The organism is Micromonospora sp. NPDC005203, from assembly GCF_042872705.1.
Taxonomy (GTDB): domain Bacteria; phylum Actinomycetota; class Actinomycetes; order Mycobacteriales; family Micromonosporaceae; genus Micromonospora.
In genome coordinates this window covers 938,730-954,018 of record NZ_JBIAKV010000001.1, presented here as the reverse complement: position 1 = coordinate 954,018, position 15,289 = coordinate 938,730, and the positions used below count along the sequence as shown (strand labels likewise).

General features: G+C 70.8%; 12 protein-coding genes. 3 read left to right on the top strand and 9 right to left on the bottom strand.

The window, feature by feature from the left end; translation table 11 throughout:
• Positions 1-16: 16 nt before the first annotated feature.
• Entirely contained in the window at positions 17-2,944 is a 2,928-nt protein-coding gene (gene secA / locus ACFYPM_RS04610; RefSeq protein WP_387191201.1) for a preprotein translocase subunit SecA, read from the bottom strand.
• A 168-nt stretch (positions 2,945-3,112) separates the two neighbouring features.
• Here secA and ACFYPM_RS04605 point away from each other — a divergent pair, with 168 nt between their 5' ends.
• Both ACFYPM_RS04605 and ACFYPM_RS04600 read left to right on the top strand, forming a co-directional pair.
• Positions 3,113-4,264, top strand: coding sequence for a GNAT family N-acetyltransferase (locus tag ACFYPM_RS04605; protein WP_387191199.1), 1,152 nt, complete (start codon positions 3,113-3,115; stop codon positions 4,262-4,264).
• The gene (locus tag ACFYPM_RS04600) at positions 4,264-5,376 is read left to right on the top strand and encodes a GNAT family N-acetyltransferase (RefSeq protein WP_387191197.1); all 1,113 of its coding nucleotides are present in this window, start codon (positions 4,264-4,266) and stop codon (positions 5,374-5,376) included. Before ACFYPM_RS04605 ends, ACFYPM_RS04600 begins: the two co-directional genes overlap by 1 nt.
• A 70-nt stretch (positions 5,377-5,446) precedes the next feature.
• On the opposite strand, the gene hpf is transcribed toward ACFYPM_RS04600, so the two are convergent.
• From hpf to efeU, 8 genes are all read right to left on the bottom strand, one after another.
• Positions 5,447-6,082, bottom strand: a complete 636-nt coding sequence (hpf, locus tag ACFYPM_RS04595; RefSeq protein WP_387191195.1) for a ribosome hibernation-promoting factor, HPF/YfiA family — start codon at positions 6,080-6,082, stop codon at positions 5,447-5,449.
• Between the two features lie 242 nt (positions 6,083-6,324).
• Positions 6,325-7,029 (bottom strand): ComF family protein, encoded by a 705-nt coding sequence (locus tag ACFYPM_RS04590; protein WP_387191193.1) that lies wholly within the window; start codon positions 7,027-7,029, stop codon positions 6,325-6,327.
• 9 nt (positions 7,030-7,038) lie between these two features.
• Positions 7,039-8,853, bottom strand: coding sequence for an LpqB family beta-propeller domain-containing protein (locus tag ACFYPM_RS04585; RefSeq protein ID WP_387191191.1), 1,815 nt, complete (start codon positions 8,851-8,853; stop codon positions 7,039-7,041).
• The gene (mtrB, locus tag ACFYPM_RS04580; RefSeq protein ID WP_387191189.1) at positions 8,850-10,607 is read right to left on the bottom strand and encodes an MtrAB system histidine kinase MtrB; all 1,758 of its coding nucleotides are present in this window, start codon (positions 10,605-10,607) and stop codon (positions 8,850-8,852) included. Before mtrB ends, ACFYPM_RS04585 begins: the two co-directional genes overlap by 4 nt.
• A gap of 12 nt (positions 10,608-10,619) precedes the next feature.
• Positions 10,620-11,309, bottom strand: coding sequence for an MtrAB system response regulator MtrA (gene mtrA, locus ACFYPM_RS04575; RefSeq protein WP_387191187.1), 690 nt, complete (start codon positions 11,307-11,309; stop codon positions 10,620-10,622).
• Between the two features lie 228 nt (positions 11,310-11,537).
• Complete coding sequence (gene efeB, locus ACFYPM_RS04570) at positions 11,538-12,815, bottom strand: iron uptake transporter deferrochelatase/peroxidase subunit (RefSeq protein ID WP_387191185.1); 1,278 nt, start codon at positions 12,813-12,815, stop codon at positions 11,538-11,540.
• Positions 12,816-12,840: 25 nt separating this feature from the next.
• A complete protein-coding gene (gene efeO / locus ACFYPM_RS04565; RefSeq protein WP_387191184.1) occupies positions 12,841-13,974 on the bottom strand; it encodes an iron uptake system protein EfeO in 1,134 nt (377 codons plus the stop codon).
• Positions 13,975-13,997: 23 nt separating this feature from the next.
• Complete coding sequence (efeU, locus tag ACFYPM_RS04560) at positions 13,998-14,900, bottom strand: iron uptake transporter permease EfeU (protein ID WP_387191182.1); 903 nt, start codon at positions 14,898-14,900, stop codon at positions 13,998-14,000.
• A 170-nt stretch (positions 14,901-15,070) separates the two neighbouring features.
• On the opposite strand from efeU, the gene ACFYPM_RS04555 reads away from it, so the two are divergent.
• Positions 15,071-15,229 carry a hypothetical protein gene (locus ACFYPM_RS04555; RefSeq protein ID WP_357376384.1) on the top strand — a complete coding sequence of 53 codons (159 nt, stop codon included), beginning with the start codon at positions 15,071-15,073 and terminating at the stop codon, positions 15,227-15,229.
• The last annotated feature ends 60 nt before the right edge of the window (positions 15,230-15,289 follow it).

The window sequence follows — 15,289 nt, the reverse complement described above, 5'->3', positions numbered from 1 at the left end:
CGTCAGGTGCTGTTGGTCAGTTGCCGCCGTTGGGAGCGCCGTGGCAGCGCTTGTACTTGCGGCCCGAGCCACACGGGCAGGGCGCGTTGCGGGACGGGCCGTTGCTCGCCTCCGCCTGGTTGGCTGACGGCCGACGGGAAGCGGCCGACGGAACCGCCGGGCCGCGCAGACCGGCGGCCGGCCGTTGCGGGGCGGACGGGGCGGTCCGTCCCGGTGCCGCCGGAGCGCCCGGGGCGGGGCGGCCCACACCGAGCGCCGGAGCCTGCTGCTCGGCCTGCTCGATGACGGGAGCGCCGGGGCTGGCCTCACCGTCGATGGTGGGAGCCGAGTATTGCAGGCCCTGCCGCCGCGGTGCCTGGTTGAGGCCCTTGGCCCGGATCTCCACCGGCTTGTCGAGCAGCGCGACCTCTTCCGAGCCCGCGTCCGGCTCCGGCTCGGTCACCTGGACGTCGATGTTGTAGAGGAAGCCGACCGTCTCTTCCTTGATGCCGTCCATCATCGTGGCGAACATGTCGAAGCCCTCGCGCTGGTATTCCACCACCGGGTCGCGCTGGGCGTACGCCCGGAGGTTGATGCCCTCCTGGAGGTAGTCCATCTCGTAGAGGTGCTCGCGCCACTTCCGGTCGATGACCTGGAGCAGCACCATCCGCTCGAGCTGACGCACACCCTCGGTGCCGACCTCCTCCTCGCGCCTGTCGTACGCGGCGTTGGCGTCCTCCTTGAGGCGGGCGACCAGGAAGTCGGCGTCCATACCGGCCCGCGAGCCGCCGGCGTCCTCCTCCAACTCCTCGATCGTCACGCCGACCGGGTAGAGCTGCTTCAGGCTGGACCAGAGCTGTTCGAGGTCCCAGTCCTCGCCGTAGCCATCGGAGGTGGCCCCCCGCACATACGCCTCGACGGTGTCGTCGATCATGTTGCGGACCTGGTCGGAGAGATCCTCACCGTTGAGCACCCGAAGACGCTCGGCGTAGACGACCTGGCGCTGCTTGTTGAGCACCTCGTCGTACTTCAGCACGTTCTTGCGGATCTCGGCGTTCTGGCCCTCGATCTGAGCCTGGGCGCTCTTGATCTGCCGGGTGACCATCTTCGACTCGATGGGCACGTCCTCCGGGATGTTGAAGCGCTCCATCACCGCCTCGACCGCCCCGGCCCGGAACCGCCGCATCAGCTCGTCCTGCAGGGACAGGTAGAAACGGGACTCGCCCGGGTCACCCTGCCGGCCGGCGCGACCGCGCAGCTGGTTGTCGATCCGCCGGGACTCGTGCCGCTCGGTGCCCAGCACGTAGAGGCCACCGGCGGCGGAGACCTCGTCCGCCTCGACGTCGCAGGCCTGCTTCCACGTGGGAAGGACCTCCTCCATCGCCTTGGCGTACTCTTCCTCGTTTTCCAGCGGGTCGAGGCCGCGCTGGCGCAGCTCGTTCGCGGCGAGGAACTCGGGGTTGCCGCCGAGCAGGATGTCGGTGCCGCGGCCGGCCATGTTGGTGGCCACGGTGACCGCGCCCTTACGCCCGGCCTGGGCGACGATCTCGGCCTCCCGGGCGTGGAACTTGGCGTTCAGCACGTTGTGCGGGATGCCCCGTCGGCGCAGCAACTGGGAGAGGATCTCGGAGTTTTCCACCGAGACGGTGCCGACAAGCACCGGCTGGCCGAGCTGGTGCCGTTCGGCGATGTCCTCGATGACCGCGTTGAACTTGGCCTTCTCCGTCTTGTAGATGACGTCCGGCCGGTCCGCGCGAACCATGGGGCGGTGGGTCGGGATCGTCACGACACCGACCTTGTAGACCTTGTTGAACTCGCTCGCCTCGGTCTGCGCCGTACCGGTCATCCCGGACAGCTTCTCGTAGAGGCGGAAGTAGTTCTGCAGGGTGATGGTGGCAAGAGTTTGGTTCTCCTGCTTGATCTCCACCCCCTCCTTGGCCTCGATCGCCTGGTGCATGCCCTCGTTGTAGCGACGGCCGTGCAGGATGCGACCGGTGAACTCGTCGACGATCAGGACCTCACCGTCGCTGACGATGTAGTCCTTGTCGCGCTTGTAGAGCTCCTTGGCCTTGATGGCGTTGTTGAGATAGCCGACCAGCGGCGTGTTCACCGACTCGTAGAGGTTGTCGATGCCGAGTCGGTCCTCGACCTTGGCGACACCCCGCTCGGTCACCGCGATGGTGCGCTTGGAGTGGTCGACCTCGTAGTCGCCCTCGCCGTCGGTGCCGGGCTGGAGCCGGGCCACGACCCCGGCGAACTCGCCGTACCAGCGGGCCGAGTGCTCGGCCGGGCCGGAGATGATCAGCGGGGTGCGGGCCTCGTCGATCAGGATGGAGTCGACCTCGTCGACCACCGCGAAGTTGTGGCCGCGCTGGACGAGCTCGTCCTTCGACCAGGCCATGTTGTCGCGCAGGTAGTCGAACCCGAACTCGTTGTTGGTGCCGTAGGTGATGTCGCACTCGTAGGCGGCCTTGTGCTCGGTGGCCGGCCGGTTGGGCAGCACCACGCCGACGGTCAGCCCGAGGAACTCGTGCACCCGACCCATCCACGCCGCGTCACGCTGGGCGAGGTAGTCGTTGACCGTGATCACGTGCACGCCCTTGCCGGACAGCGCGTTGAGGTAGACGGCCATGACCGAGGTCAGCGTCTTGCCCTCACCGGTCTTCATCTCGGCGATGTTGCCGAAGTGCAGCGCCGCGCCGCCCATCACCTGGACGTCGTACGGACGCTGGCCGAGCACCCGAGCGGCCGCCTCGCGGGCCACCGCGAACGCCTCCGGCAGCAGGTCGTCGAGGGTTTCCCCGTCGGCCAGCCGCTCCCGGAACTGGTCGGTCATGCCGGCCAGCTCCTCGTCGGTGAGGTTGACGTAGTCGTCCTCGATCGAGGTGACGGCGGCGGCGATGGCCTTGAGCCGGCGCACCATGCGGCCCTCGCCCGCGTTAAGGACCTTTTCCAGAATCGACACGGATCAACGCTCCCCTAGACAGTCTCGAACCATCGTAGGCGCTCCATCGGCGCGATGGTCACTGGTGGCGGTGGCCGACTCCGCCGAACCCGACATAATTCGCGTCCTGCGCACCCCTCGAACGTTATCCGGTTACGCCGTCGGCGAACGGTGCGGCACGATGCACGGGTGGAGCCCGTGGAGATCATCGAGGACGGCGTGCTGCTGCGGCCCTGGCGCGGCACCGACGCCGAGGCGGTATACCGGGCGTGCCAGGATCCGGACATTCAGTACTGGACCACTGTGCCATGCCCATATCGGCCCGAACACGCCCTCGACTTCGTGACCGAGATGAGCGAGACAGCCTGGGCGGGGGGCACCAAGGCGCCGTTCGCGGTCTGCGACCCAGCGACAGGTGAACTGCTCGGCTCGTGCGGGTTGGTCTCCATCGAGCGGGACGGCACCGGCGAGGTGGGTTTCTGGACCGCCCCCTGGGCACGCGGCCGGGGCGTGATGGTCCGGGCCACCCGGGCCGTGGCCCGCTGGTCCTTCGACACCCTCGGGCTGCGCCGACTGATCTGGCACGCCGAGGTGGGCAACCACGCCTCCCGGCTGGTCGCCCTCCGGGCCGGTTTCCGGATCGACGGCCGGCTGCGGCTGGCCAACCCGCCGACGCGGTCCGACGCGGACGGCTGGATCGGCTCGCTGCTGCCCGGTGAGGTCCCCGAGCCCGGGGCGACCGGGCCGGCCGGTCCCGGCACCCTCGCCGCCCGGCGCGCCGCGGTCTTCGGCCGCCCGCAGCCCACCCTCTTCGCCACCGTCGAGGCCGGTGAGCTGCGTCTGCGGCCGATGGAGGAACAGGACCTGGATGCCGTGGTGGAGACCTGCCGGGACCCGGAGTCCATCCGCTGGACGACCGTGCCGGACCCGTACGAGCTGGCCGACGCGCAGGGGTTCCAGGTCTACGGCCAGGACACCTGGGCTCGGGGCCGGGCCGCCTGCTTCGTGGTCGCCGACCCGGACGACACGTACGCCGGCACGATCGCCCTGCGGCTCTCCCCCACCGACGCCCTGCTGGCCGACGTCGGCTTCATGACCGCGCCGGCGTCGCGTGGCCGGGGGTACATGCCGGCCGCGCTCGTCGCGCTCAGCGCCTGGGGCTTCGCCGCGCTGGGCCTGGCCCGCATCGAGTGGAAGGCGAACGTGGGCAACACCGCCTCCCGCCGGGTGGCGGAGAAGGCGGGCTTCACGATCGAGGGGACCGCCCGGGGCGGGGTGCAGCACCGGGGCGAACGGGTCGACGCGTGGGTGGGCGCGCTGCTCGCCGGGGACCTGGTCTGATGGCCCTGCGGCAGGTCGTCGAGGCGCACGGCGTGCGGCTGCGTCCCTTTCGGGCCGAGGACGCCGCCGACGTGGTCGACGGCTGCGCGGACCCGCTGACCCAACGGTTCGTCTCCAACCTGCCCACGCCGTACAGCCGGACCGATGCCCGGTGGTGGATCGACGTCGGTGCCCCGGCGGTCTGGACCGGCGGCGGCGCGGCGTACGCCGTCGCGGACCCGGCCACCGACCGGCTGCTCGGCGCGGTGGGGCTGAGCAACCCGGTGTCCCAGCGGGGCCAGGCCGAGATCGGCTACTGGCTGCGGCCGGCGGCGCGTGGGCGCGGACTGGCCGTCGCGGCCACCCGCGCGCTCAGCGAGCACGCGTTCGCCACCGGAACGGTTCGACTGGAGCTGCTCACCGACCCGGAGAACGGCCCGAGCCAGCGGGCGGCGCTGGCCGCCGGCTTCCGTTACGAGGGTTCGCGCCGGTCGGCCGGTTCGGGCCGCGAGGGGGGTCGGCACGACCTGCTGGCCTGGGTACGCCTCGCCGACGACCCGCCCGGACCGGTCGCCCGGCTGCTGCCCGACCTGCCCGGCGGGGTGCTCACCGACCAGGTGGTGAGCCTGCGCCGGCTCGCGCCGGACGACGCCGAGCTGATGTACCGGCTGCACAGCCGACCCGAGGTGGTGGCGAACCAGGCGCCGCCCGTGCCGCCGACGCGGGAGGCGATCGAGCGACGGTGTCGTCTCGCGGAGAGCGGGTGGCTGACCGGAGACATCGCCCGACTGCTGATCACGGACGTGGCCGGCGGGGAGCCGGTGGGCAGTTGCGGGCTGTCGTACACCGACGTGGCAGCCGGCGAGGCGTCGGTCGGCTACGCGTTGCTGCCCGCCTGGCGCGGCCGCGGGTACGCGACCCGGACGGTCCGGCTGCTGGCGGACTGGGCGTTCGGGCCGGCTGGTATCGCCCGGCTGACCGCTGGCACGGTGCCGGACAACACCGCGTCGCACCGCGTGTTGGAGCGGGTCGGGTTCCGGCGCGAGGCACTACAGCGTGGCCGGCTGCCCGGGTTGGCGGGCACCCGGCTGGACGACCTGACCTTCGCGCTGCTGCCAGCGGAGCGGCGCTGACGTCACCGTGGTTCACGGGGTTGTGCCGGGCTCCCCCACCACAACCCCGTGACCACGGATCGGCTGGTGGTCAGGTGGCGAGGGAGATGATGCCGTAGTCGTAGGCGTGGCGGCGGTAGACGACGCTCGGGCGGCCGGACTCCTTGTCCTGGAACAGGTAGAAGTCGTGGCCGACAAGTTCCATCTCGAACAGCGCGTCGTCGATCGTCATCGGCTCCGCCGGGTGCACCTTCTCCCGGGCGATGTGCCACGGCTGGTCGTCCTGCTCCTCCTCGACCCGCTCCGCGACGACGGTGCCGGCGCGGGCACCGTCGAGCGACGCGCTCAGCGTGCTGGTTGCCAGGTCGGCGACCGGCAGGCCCGCGGTGGCCTCGGCGACGGAGATCGGCGCGTGCCGCCCCCGGTGTACGCGACGGCGGTCGGCCGCACGACGCAGTCGGGTGTCGAGCTTCGCGATGGCCGCGTCGAGTGCGCTGTAGAAGTCGTTAGTGCAGGCCTCGGCCCGCATCACCGGGCCCTTGGAAACGCAGGTGATCTCCACCCGCTGGCAGTGTTCGGCCTGGCGCGGATTGCGCTCGTGAAACAACTCGACATCGACGCGAATCAGTTTGTGGTCGTAGCGTTCGATCTTTGCGAGTTTCTCGGCTACGTGTACCCGGTAATGGTCCGGCACTTCGACGTTTCGGCCCTTGACCACGATGTCCACGTGACCTCCCTTGTTCGGACGGTCTTCGATCCGGCAACCCGGTCGCGCGCCGTAGGGGGACCCGCTGGCGTCGACCGGCTGGTACGGCTACGCCTCCTCTCACCGCCGAGGGTGGTGGAACGGCCTCCTACCCCCGACAGCGAAACGCTAACTCCTGTTTGCCCGGCAGTCACCCCAAGTTGCCGAGACTCCCAGGATTTTCGCAGCTGACACACCAACGGGTGAAACGGAAACACAGTCGGTTACGAGAGGTGTCTTTTCTGGGTCGCGGCGAGCACCGCGGCGACACTCGGCACCCATCCGGTCGCGCTCAGCACCCGGGTCGCGGCAGCGAGGGTCACGCCTGTGGTGACGATGTCGTCGAGCAGCACCACGACCGGTGCGCCCGCGGCACGCCCCCTACTCGCGGTGGCGCGCGGCCGGAAGGCGGCCTCGGCCCCTGCCGCGCGCCCGGCGCTGTCCAGGCCTACCGAGTCGGGCCGGGGCAGCGCCCGCAGCGGGCGGTGCACCCGCGCCGTCCAGCCGCCCTGGTTGAGCCGCGCCGCGCAGTGCCGGGCCAACCGGTCCAGGTGGTCCCCGTACCGGGACCGGGCTGCCGCCGCCGTGTCCGGGACCGGGACCAGCGCCACGGGACGAGCCACGCCGACCGCCGCCGCGACAACCTCGGCGAGCAGTGCGCCGAGCGGCCGGGCCAGAGCGTGCCGGCCGTGGTCCTTGTACGCCAGCAGAGCCTCGCGCAGCGGACCGGCGTAGGGGCCGAGGGCGACGCAGGACGGCAGGCCCGGCGGCGCGGGCGTCGGACGGACCGACCGTGGGCGCAGCGCGCCCAGGTTTGCCACGCAGGCCGGACAGACACCGTGCCGCAGGCCGGGCCGACGCTCCCGACAACCCGCGCAGGTGGTGGGCAACACCAGGTCGGCGAGGTCCGCCCAGAGCCCGGTCACCACGTCACCCGGTCAGTAGAGGAAGAACGGCGCCGACGGGTTGCTCGGGCGGACACCTGTCGGGACCGGGGCGATGTCGCGTACGCGGCCGGGCTCGATCCGTTCGAAGGGGCTGCTGCGGTAGGCCACCCCGTTCGCCTCGTACATGTAGGCCCCGCTGGGCACCCGGACGATGCGGTTGGTCGGGTACGCCGTCAGGTGGTTGACCTTGGCGCCGAGGTCGGTTCGCAGCGGCGTCTCCAGTGCGCCGTCGACGCTGATCTCGTAGATCGCCGGCTGACCGACGGACCCCGCCACCACCAGTTGGTCCTCGCTGCCCCAGTCGACAGCGGTGAGGGCGGTCAGCGAGGTGGCCAGCTGGCGGGGTGGGCCGACGGAGACGCCGCCGCCGTCCAGGTTCACCGCGGCGACGTAGAGCCGGCCACCGGCGATCAGCGCGACCCGCTGGCCGTCCAGCGCGGCAGCCACCGCGCTGACGTCGGCGGGCAGGTTGAGGGGCACCCGATACATCCGCGCCGACTCGTCGAACCGGTAGAGCTGCCCGTCGGCGACGACCAGGCCGCGGCCGGGGCGCGCGTCGACCGAACGCAACCAGACCGGACGGCTCATCGAGAAGAATTCGGACGTGCTGCGGAAGGGGACGGAGACCGGCGCGGCACCCGCACCCACCGCGAGGCGGCGCCGGCCGTCGCTGCTGCCGGTGACCACCAACGCGGCGAGGACCCGCTGCTCCTTGGCCATGGCCAGGTCGGCGGAGACGATGTTGCGGTTGGCCTCGGGCGCCAGCGGCACGGTGCCGCTGAGTTCGCTGCCGAAGTCGAGCGGGTGGATGGCGCCCTCATACAGGCCGAACCGCTGCGGGCTCTCGGCGATCGGGTAGAGCTGATCGGAGTTCCGTCGCTCGCTCAGGTCCTGTACGGGCAGCGAGTTGTTGCGGATCTTCAGCTCCAGCTGACCCGGCAGGTCCCCCAACGACCAGGCGATCTGCGTGATCAACTGGTCGATCCCGTTCTGGTCGTCGCCGGACATGTCCAGGTTGACCTCCCACCGGCCGTTGCCGCCGGTGGCATTGTTGATCAGCTCGGTGCGATCGGGCAGCCCGACGACACCCGGGCGCAACCAGTCGGAGGGACCACCGACCAACCACTTCACCACCTCGTTGACCCGGCGCTCGTCCGGCACCGCGAGCGGCCGGTAGCGCTGGTCGGGCACGAGGCGGGTGCGGTCTGAACTCCAGAAGTAGATCGACTCGTCCTGGTAGTAGCGACGAAGGGCGGCGTCGCTGAGCAGCAACACGTTCGGCGGGTCGAAAATGTACAACCCGGCCCGCTCGTCGTTCACGGCGCCGTTCAACGCCGCGCTGCGGATCCCGAACTCGTACTCCGTCTCGGTCGCCACCGGCGGCGCAAGCGTGCCGTTGGCCCGCAGGACGCCGATCTGCTGCACGGTGATCTTCACCGTGGTGGTCGAGTCGCTGTTGAGGGTGTAGACCGCCTCACGCAGCCGCACCACGTTCAGCGCGACCTCGCTGCCCTTCTTCTCCTGCAGGCGGGACTTGTGCTCCGGGGCGATGAACGCCTTGACCCGCTCGTACGCCCGATCCGGCTCTCCGGCGGCGGCGGACAGGAAGTTGCGGACGAACGCCTCGTTGACGCTGCCGCTGGCCGTTCGCGTCGGCGGCTCGTTGCCGGGACCGTTGACCGCGCCGGCCTCCGTCGCGGTCCCGCCCTTGCCGTCCACCCGCACGTCGGACGCCGCCGGGATGCCGCAGCCACCGCCCAGCAGTACCACCACGCCGAGCGCCGCGACCAGGGTCGGCCGTCTCATGAGCGCACCTCCGCCCGCTGTCCGTCCCCGGCCGGCGCCGGGTCGATCGCCAGTGCCCCGCCGGTGCCGGGCCCGATGGCCAGCGGGCCACCGTCGCGGGGACCGCCGAACGGCAGCGCGGCGTCCGCCGGCACCAGGCGCAGCGGCGAGGTGGTCAGCCGGTCTCCCGCGCGGGCCGGCAGCGTGAGCCGGAACTGCGCGCCCTGCCCGGGTGCACCCCACGCCTCCAGCCAGCCGCCGTGCAGCCGGGCGTCCTCCAGGCTGATCGACAGGCCCAGCCCGGTGCCTCCGGTCTGCCGTGCCCGGGACGGGTCGGCTCGCCAGAACCGGTTGAACACCAACTTCTCCTCGCCCGCCTTGAGCCCCACGCCACGGTCGCGGACGGTGATCGCCACGGCGGTCTCGTCCGCGCCGAGGGTGATCAGCACCGGTCGGGCCTCGCCGTGCTCGACGGCGTTGCCGACCAGGTTGCGCAGCACCCGCTCGACCCGGCGCGGGTCGACCTCGGCGATCACCGGAGTGCCCGGCAGGTCGAGTTCGATGGGTACGCCCACCCGCTCGGCCAGGCCGCCCAGCCGGTCGACCACCCGGTGCACCACCGGCACCAGGTCGGTCGGCTCGGAGTCCAGCATGGCGAAACCCGCGTCGAAGCGGCTGATCTCCAGCAGATCGGTGAGCAGTTCCTCGAAGCGGTCCAACTCGGCCTGAAGCAGCTCGGCGCTGCGCGCCACCGCCGGGTCGAACTCGTCGCGCTCGGCGAAGATCAGGTCAGCGGCCATCCGTACGGTGGTCAGCGGGGTACGCAGCTCGTGCGAGACGTCGGAGGTGAACCGACGCTGTAGTCGGGACATCTCCTCCAGGCGCAGGATCTGCCGTTGCAGGTTGGTGGCCATCTGGTTGAAGGAGGCGGCGAGCAGGGCCAGGTCGTCCTCCCCGTTGACCACCATGCGTTGGTCGAGCAGGCCGGCGGAGAGTCGCTGGGCGGTCCGTGCGGCGACCCGGACCGGGTTGACGACCAACCGAGTGACGAGCGCCGCGAGCAGCCCGAGCAGGATCACCAGGGCGACCCCGGTGGCGACGACGGTGGCTCGGGCGTCGGCGGCGGTGACGTCCTGCCGGGTCAACGGCACCAGGTAGTAGAGCTCGATCTGGCCGAAGCGGGTGGGCACCGGCGAGCCGTAGACCAGGTATTTGGTGGACTGGCCGGTGAGCCGCCCGGTGCGGATCTGGCTGGCGACCTTGCCGTCGGCGATCGTGGCCCGCAGCTCCGGGCTGATCAACGACTGGACGTTCACCGATGGCGAGGTGCGGGTCTGGATGTCGTTCTGGTAGCCGTCGGCCGTGATCGCCACCACCACCCCGCTGGTCTGCTGGGGGTCGCCGCCGGCCAGGTAGTTGACCGTGCCGTCGATGGTCTCCTGGAGCTGCGCCTCCTGCGACTGGCCGTAGAGGGAGACCTGCTTGGCCGCGTAGCTGGCACCGCTGATCACCCGCTGTCGGACGTCGCTGCGGGCGTTGTCGAGGAGGATGGTGGTGATCTTGTCAGCGATCACGAACGCGAAACCGCCGACCAGCAGGCTGGACGCGACAAGCGTGATGGTCACGACCCGGACCTGCAGGGAGCGCCGCCAGGTCTGGTGCACGCGGCCCACCACCCGGGCGACCCGGCCGCTCACCGCGCGCCAGATCTCCCCACCGGCGCTGGGCCGGCGGGCAGCCGTGCTCGGGGAGTGTGGGGGCGGCGAAGTCGACACAGTGCGACCAGGCTATCCGGTCCCCGCCTTGTATCCCACGCCCCGCACGGTGAGGATGATTTCCGGTCGCTCCGGGTCCGGCTCGATCTTGGCGCGCAGTCGCTGGACATGCACGTTGACCAGGCGGGTGTCGGCCGCGTGCCGGTAGCCCCAGACCTGCTCCAGCAGCACCTCGCGGGTGAAGACCTGACGCGGCTTGCGGGCGAGCGCGACCAGCAGGTCGAACTCCAGCGGAGTCAGCTTCACCTCCTCGTCGTTGCGGCTGACGGTGTGCGCGGGCACGTCGATGGTGATCTCGTTGTCGGGCGGCCCGATGGTCAGCATCTCGGGAGCCACGTCCTCGCCTCGGCGCAGGCGGGCCCGCATCCGGGCGACCAGTTCCTTGGGCTTGAACGGCTTGACCACGTAGTCGTCGGCGCCGGACTCCAGACCGAGCACGACGTCCACGGTGTCGCTCTTGGCGGTCAGCATGACGATGGGCACGCCGGACTCCGCCCGAATCGACCGGGCGACGTCGATACCGCTCATACCAGGCAGCATCAGGTCGAGCAGCACGATATCAGGACGGCTGTCACGAAAGGCGGCCAACGCCCGCTCGCCGTCCGCCACGAAGGAGGGCTGGAAGCCCTCGCTGCGCAACACGATGCCGAGCATCTCGGCGAGCGCGGGGTCGTCGTCGACCACCAGTACGCGGGCTCTCATGGGATTAATATTGCATCCTCATTCGGTTCGGTGGGACCGGCGTCCGCCGGTAACGCAGGGTGCCGCCACAGAAGCGCTCCTCGCGACCCGAGGCGGCGGCGCCACGGGCTGCGGTGCCCGGCCCGGATGAGGGGCTCCGGCCCAGGCTGACACCATGATCCCCCTTCGACGGCACTCGGCGCCACCGCAGCCGCGGCCGGGGCCGGCTGTCGCCAACCTGACCCCGGGTCAGCCGAAGAGCGCGCGCCCCCAGTGGTCGCCGCCGTCGCGTACCCCGGGCGGGCAGGCGAACACGCCGCTGGAGACGTGCCGCAGGTATTCGTTCAGCACGTCGTGCCGCGCCAACTGGGTCTGGATCGGCACGAACTGGCGGCGCGGGTCGCGCTGGTAGGCGATGAAAAAGAGGCCCGCGTCGAGCCGGCCGAGGCCGTCCGAGCCGTCGACGAAGTTGTAGCCTCGGCGCAGCAGTTGGGCGCCGTTGTTGCGGCTCGGGTGGGCCAGCGTCACGTGCGCGTGCTCGGCGATCACCGGCTTGCCGTCCGCGCCGCGCGCGGTGAAGTCCGGCTCGTCGAACTCGTCGGTCCGGCCGAGGGGGGCGCCACTGCCCTTGGTCCGGCCGACGATCTCCTCCTGCTCGGCCAGAGAGGTCCGGTCCCAGGTCTCCACCAGCATCCGGATCTTACGAGTGACCAGGTACGAGCCGCCCGTCATCCAGTCCGGCCCGTCACCCGGCTGCACCCACAACTGGTCGCGCAGCAGCTCGGTGTCCTCGGCCTTGAGGTTGGCCGTACCGTCCTTGAACCCGAACAGGTTTCGCGCGGTGGCCTGGTCACGGGAGGTCGAGGAGGTACGCCCGAAGCCGAGCTGCGACCAGCGAACGCTCACCACACCCATGCCGAGCCGGGCCAGGTTACGGATCGCGTGCACCGCGACCTGCGGATCGTTGGCGCACGCCTGCACACAGAGGTCACCGCCGGAGAGCTGCGCCTGCAGGGCGTCGCCGGGAAACTTCGGCAGCTCGGCCAGGGCGGCGGGCCGCCGGTCGGCGATGCCGAAGCGGTCCCGCCCGTCGGCGTCGCGGAACAACGTCGGCCCGAAGCCGATCGTGAGGGTGAGCTGCGACGGGGGCAGGCCGAGCGCCTCGCCGGTGTCGTCCGGTGGGGCCTCCGGCATTCCGCCGACCGCGCCGAGAATGCCGGCGTCCCGCCCCGCGGTCATCCGGGCGGCGGCGGCGGACCACTCCTCGAGCAGCTCGACCAGCCGGGTCCGATCCTTCGTGATCACGTCGAAGGCGACGAAGTGCAGCCGGTCCTGGGCCGGGGTGACGATGCCGGCCTGGTGCTCACCGTGGAACGGCACCGCCCCGGCCGGGTGATCGCTCGCCGCGGCCGGTCCGTGGGAGCCGTTCAGCAGCGCCCCCGCGCCAGCCGCCACTCCGGCGACCCCGGCCACCCCGGCGCCGGCCAGGGTGATGGCCCGACGCCGGGTCAACCTGCTCCCACTCATCAACTCGACTCCTTCTGCCGGAAGGTCACTTCGCGACGGCTGCGGCGACCTTGCTGATCGGCTCGGCGAGCGCGTTGATCCCGTCGGAAAGATCCTTGAGCTCGGCCTTGCTCAGTGCGGTGTGCAGCTTCCACCCGTCGCCGTCGCGGTGCTTGCCGAGCAGCGCCTCGACGTTCGCGAACTCGGTGTCCAACTGCGTGACCAGCTCCGGCGAGCGCTGCTGAAGGGCCGGGCGGAGGGCGGAGACGGCGGCCTTGGAACCTTCGAGGTTGGCGGCGAAGTCCCACAGGTCGGTGTGCGAGTAGCGGTCCTCCTCGCCGGTGATCTTGCCGCTGGCCACCTCGTCGAGCAGTTCCTTGGCGCCGTTGGCGAGCTGGAGCGGGGAGAGCTTCTCGGCGTTGGCCCTGGTCACGATCTCCTTGACGTCCACCAGCAGGCGGTCGGCGATCGGGCCGTCCTTGCTGATGTCACCCGACTGCCAGAGGTCCTTCTCGATCCGGTGGAAGCCGGTGAACTCCATCCCCTCCTCGATGACCTCCTCGCGGCCATCGATCTTGGGGTCGAGGTCGCCAAAGATCTCGGCCACCGGCTCGATCCGCTCCCAGTAGGTGCGGGCGACCGGGTAGAGCGTCTTGGACTTCGCCACGTCGCCGGCCTTGACCGCGGTGACGAACTCTTCGGTCTTGTCCAGCAGCGCGTCGGTCTGGCTCTTGACGTAGCGCTGGTAGTTCTCGGCCGCGCCAGCCAACGCGGCGTCGGCGGTGAGCGGCTGCGCCGACCCGCTGACCTTGAGCGCGCCCCGGATGCCCTTGCCGCTCATCCCGGGCTTGCAGGCCGTCTGGTAGGTGCCGGCGGGCAGCTCCACGTGCAACTCACGGCTCAGCCCCGGGGCGATGTTCTCCACCTCGCCCATGACGCGGTCGCCGTCGGCGTACACGTAGAACTCGGTCACCTTCGCGCCGGAGTTGGTGATCTTGAAGGTGGCGGTGCCGGCGCCCAGGTCGGTGGTGCCGACCTCACAGGCGGTGTCGTTGGCCTTGACCACGATCGGTCCGCCGGACGCGGCCGGGTCACCCTTGTCGGAGTCGGAGCAGGCGGCCAGACCGGCCGTCGCCAGCACGCCGACGGCGGCCAGCGCGAAAAATCGGGTGGTGCGCATCTGAGCTGTCTCTCCTCGTGGGGTCAGGCACGCTGCGGCGTGGCTGCCGCCTCGGCCTCGGCCTCGGTGCCGGTGTCGGCTCCGCGCTCGGTGACTGTGGTTTTCGCGGCGGGTGCCGGTTTGCGGCGGGCCGGTCGCAGGAAGAGCAGAAGGACCGGCACGGCGTACCCGATCCAGGCGATCGTCTCCAGCACGGTGGGCGCGGGCGTCACGTTGAACATGCCGGCGAGCAGGGCCGCGTACCAGGTGCTCGGGTCGAGCGCCCCGGTGATGTCGAAGGCCAGGTCGTTCAGGCCGGGCAGGACACCGGCCTCCTGGAAGTCGTGGACGCCGTACTTGAGGATGCCAGCGGCCACCAGGATCAGCAGCGCGCCGGTCCAGGTGAAGAACTTGGTGAGGTTGATCCGCAGGGCGCTGGCGGAGAGCAGCGCGCCGAGCACCACGGCGGTGACGATGCCGCCGATCAACGCGAGCAGCGGCCCGCTGTCACCGGCCGCGCCCTGGGCGGCCGAGTAGAAGATCAGCGCGGTTTCCATACCCTCCCGGATCACCGCGAGGAAGGCCATGCCGGCCACCGCGAACGAGCCGACGGCAAGCGCCTCGGTCAACTTTCCCCGCAACTCGCCGGCGATGGTCCGGGCCGCCCGGCGCATCCAGAAGATCATCCAGGTGACGAAGACCACGGCGGCGACCGAGGTGATCGCCTCGAACAGCTCCCGGTCCTCGTAGCGCGAGAACAGCGAGGTCGACGTGTACTCGATCAGCCAGCCGAAGAGCACCGACAGCGCCACGGCCAGGCCGACGCCCGCCCAGACCTGCGGCAGCCGGTCCCGGCGCTGCGACTTCACCAGGAAGGCGACCAGGATGCTGACCACCAGGGTGGCTTCCAGACCCTCCCGCAGGCCGATCAGGTAGGTGGCGAACATCCGGGCTCCGAGTTCATCAGGTACGCCTCAACCAACTTAGGGCAGGCATACCTTGCTCCCTGCTCAGGAGCCTCGTCAAGTCGTACACGAAAAGCTCACTCGACCCCTGCGCCGCAGGCCAGGCCGGTCGGCGACGAACACCGCCCCTTCGGCTGTGGCAGGATGCCGCCGTGAAGGGATTCCTGCCGTGGCTGGCGGTGCTGGCCGTGGTCCTGCTGCTCAGCGCGCTGCGCCTGCGGGCGCTGGCCACAGTCGTGTCGCTCGCCTGGCTGGCCTGGTGCGTCTGGACGTGGTTCCGCCCCACCCGCCGCGACTCCCGTTCGGGCTGACCCCGCCGACTCCGGGTGAAGACGACGAACCGGGCCGGCTGCGCACAGCCGACCCGGTCC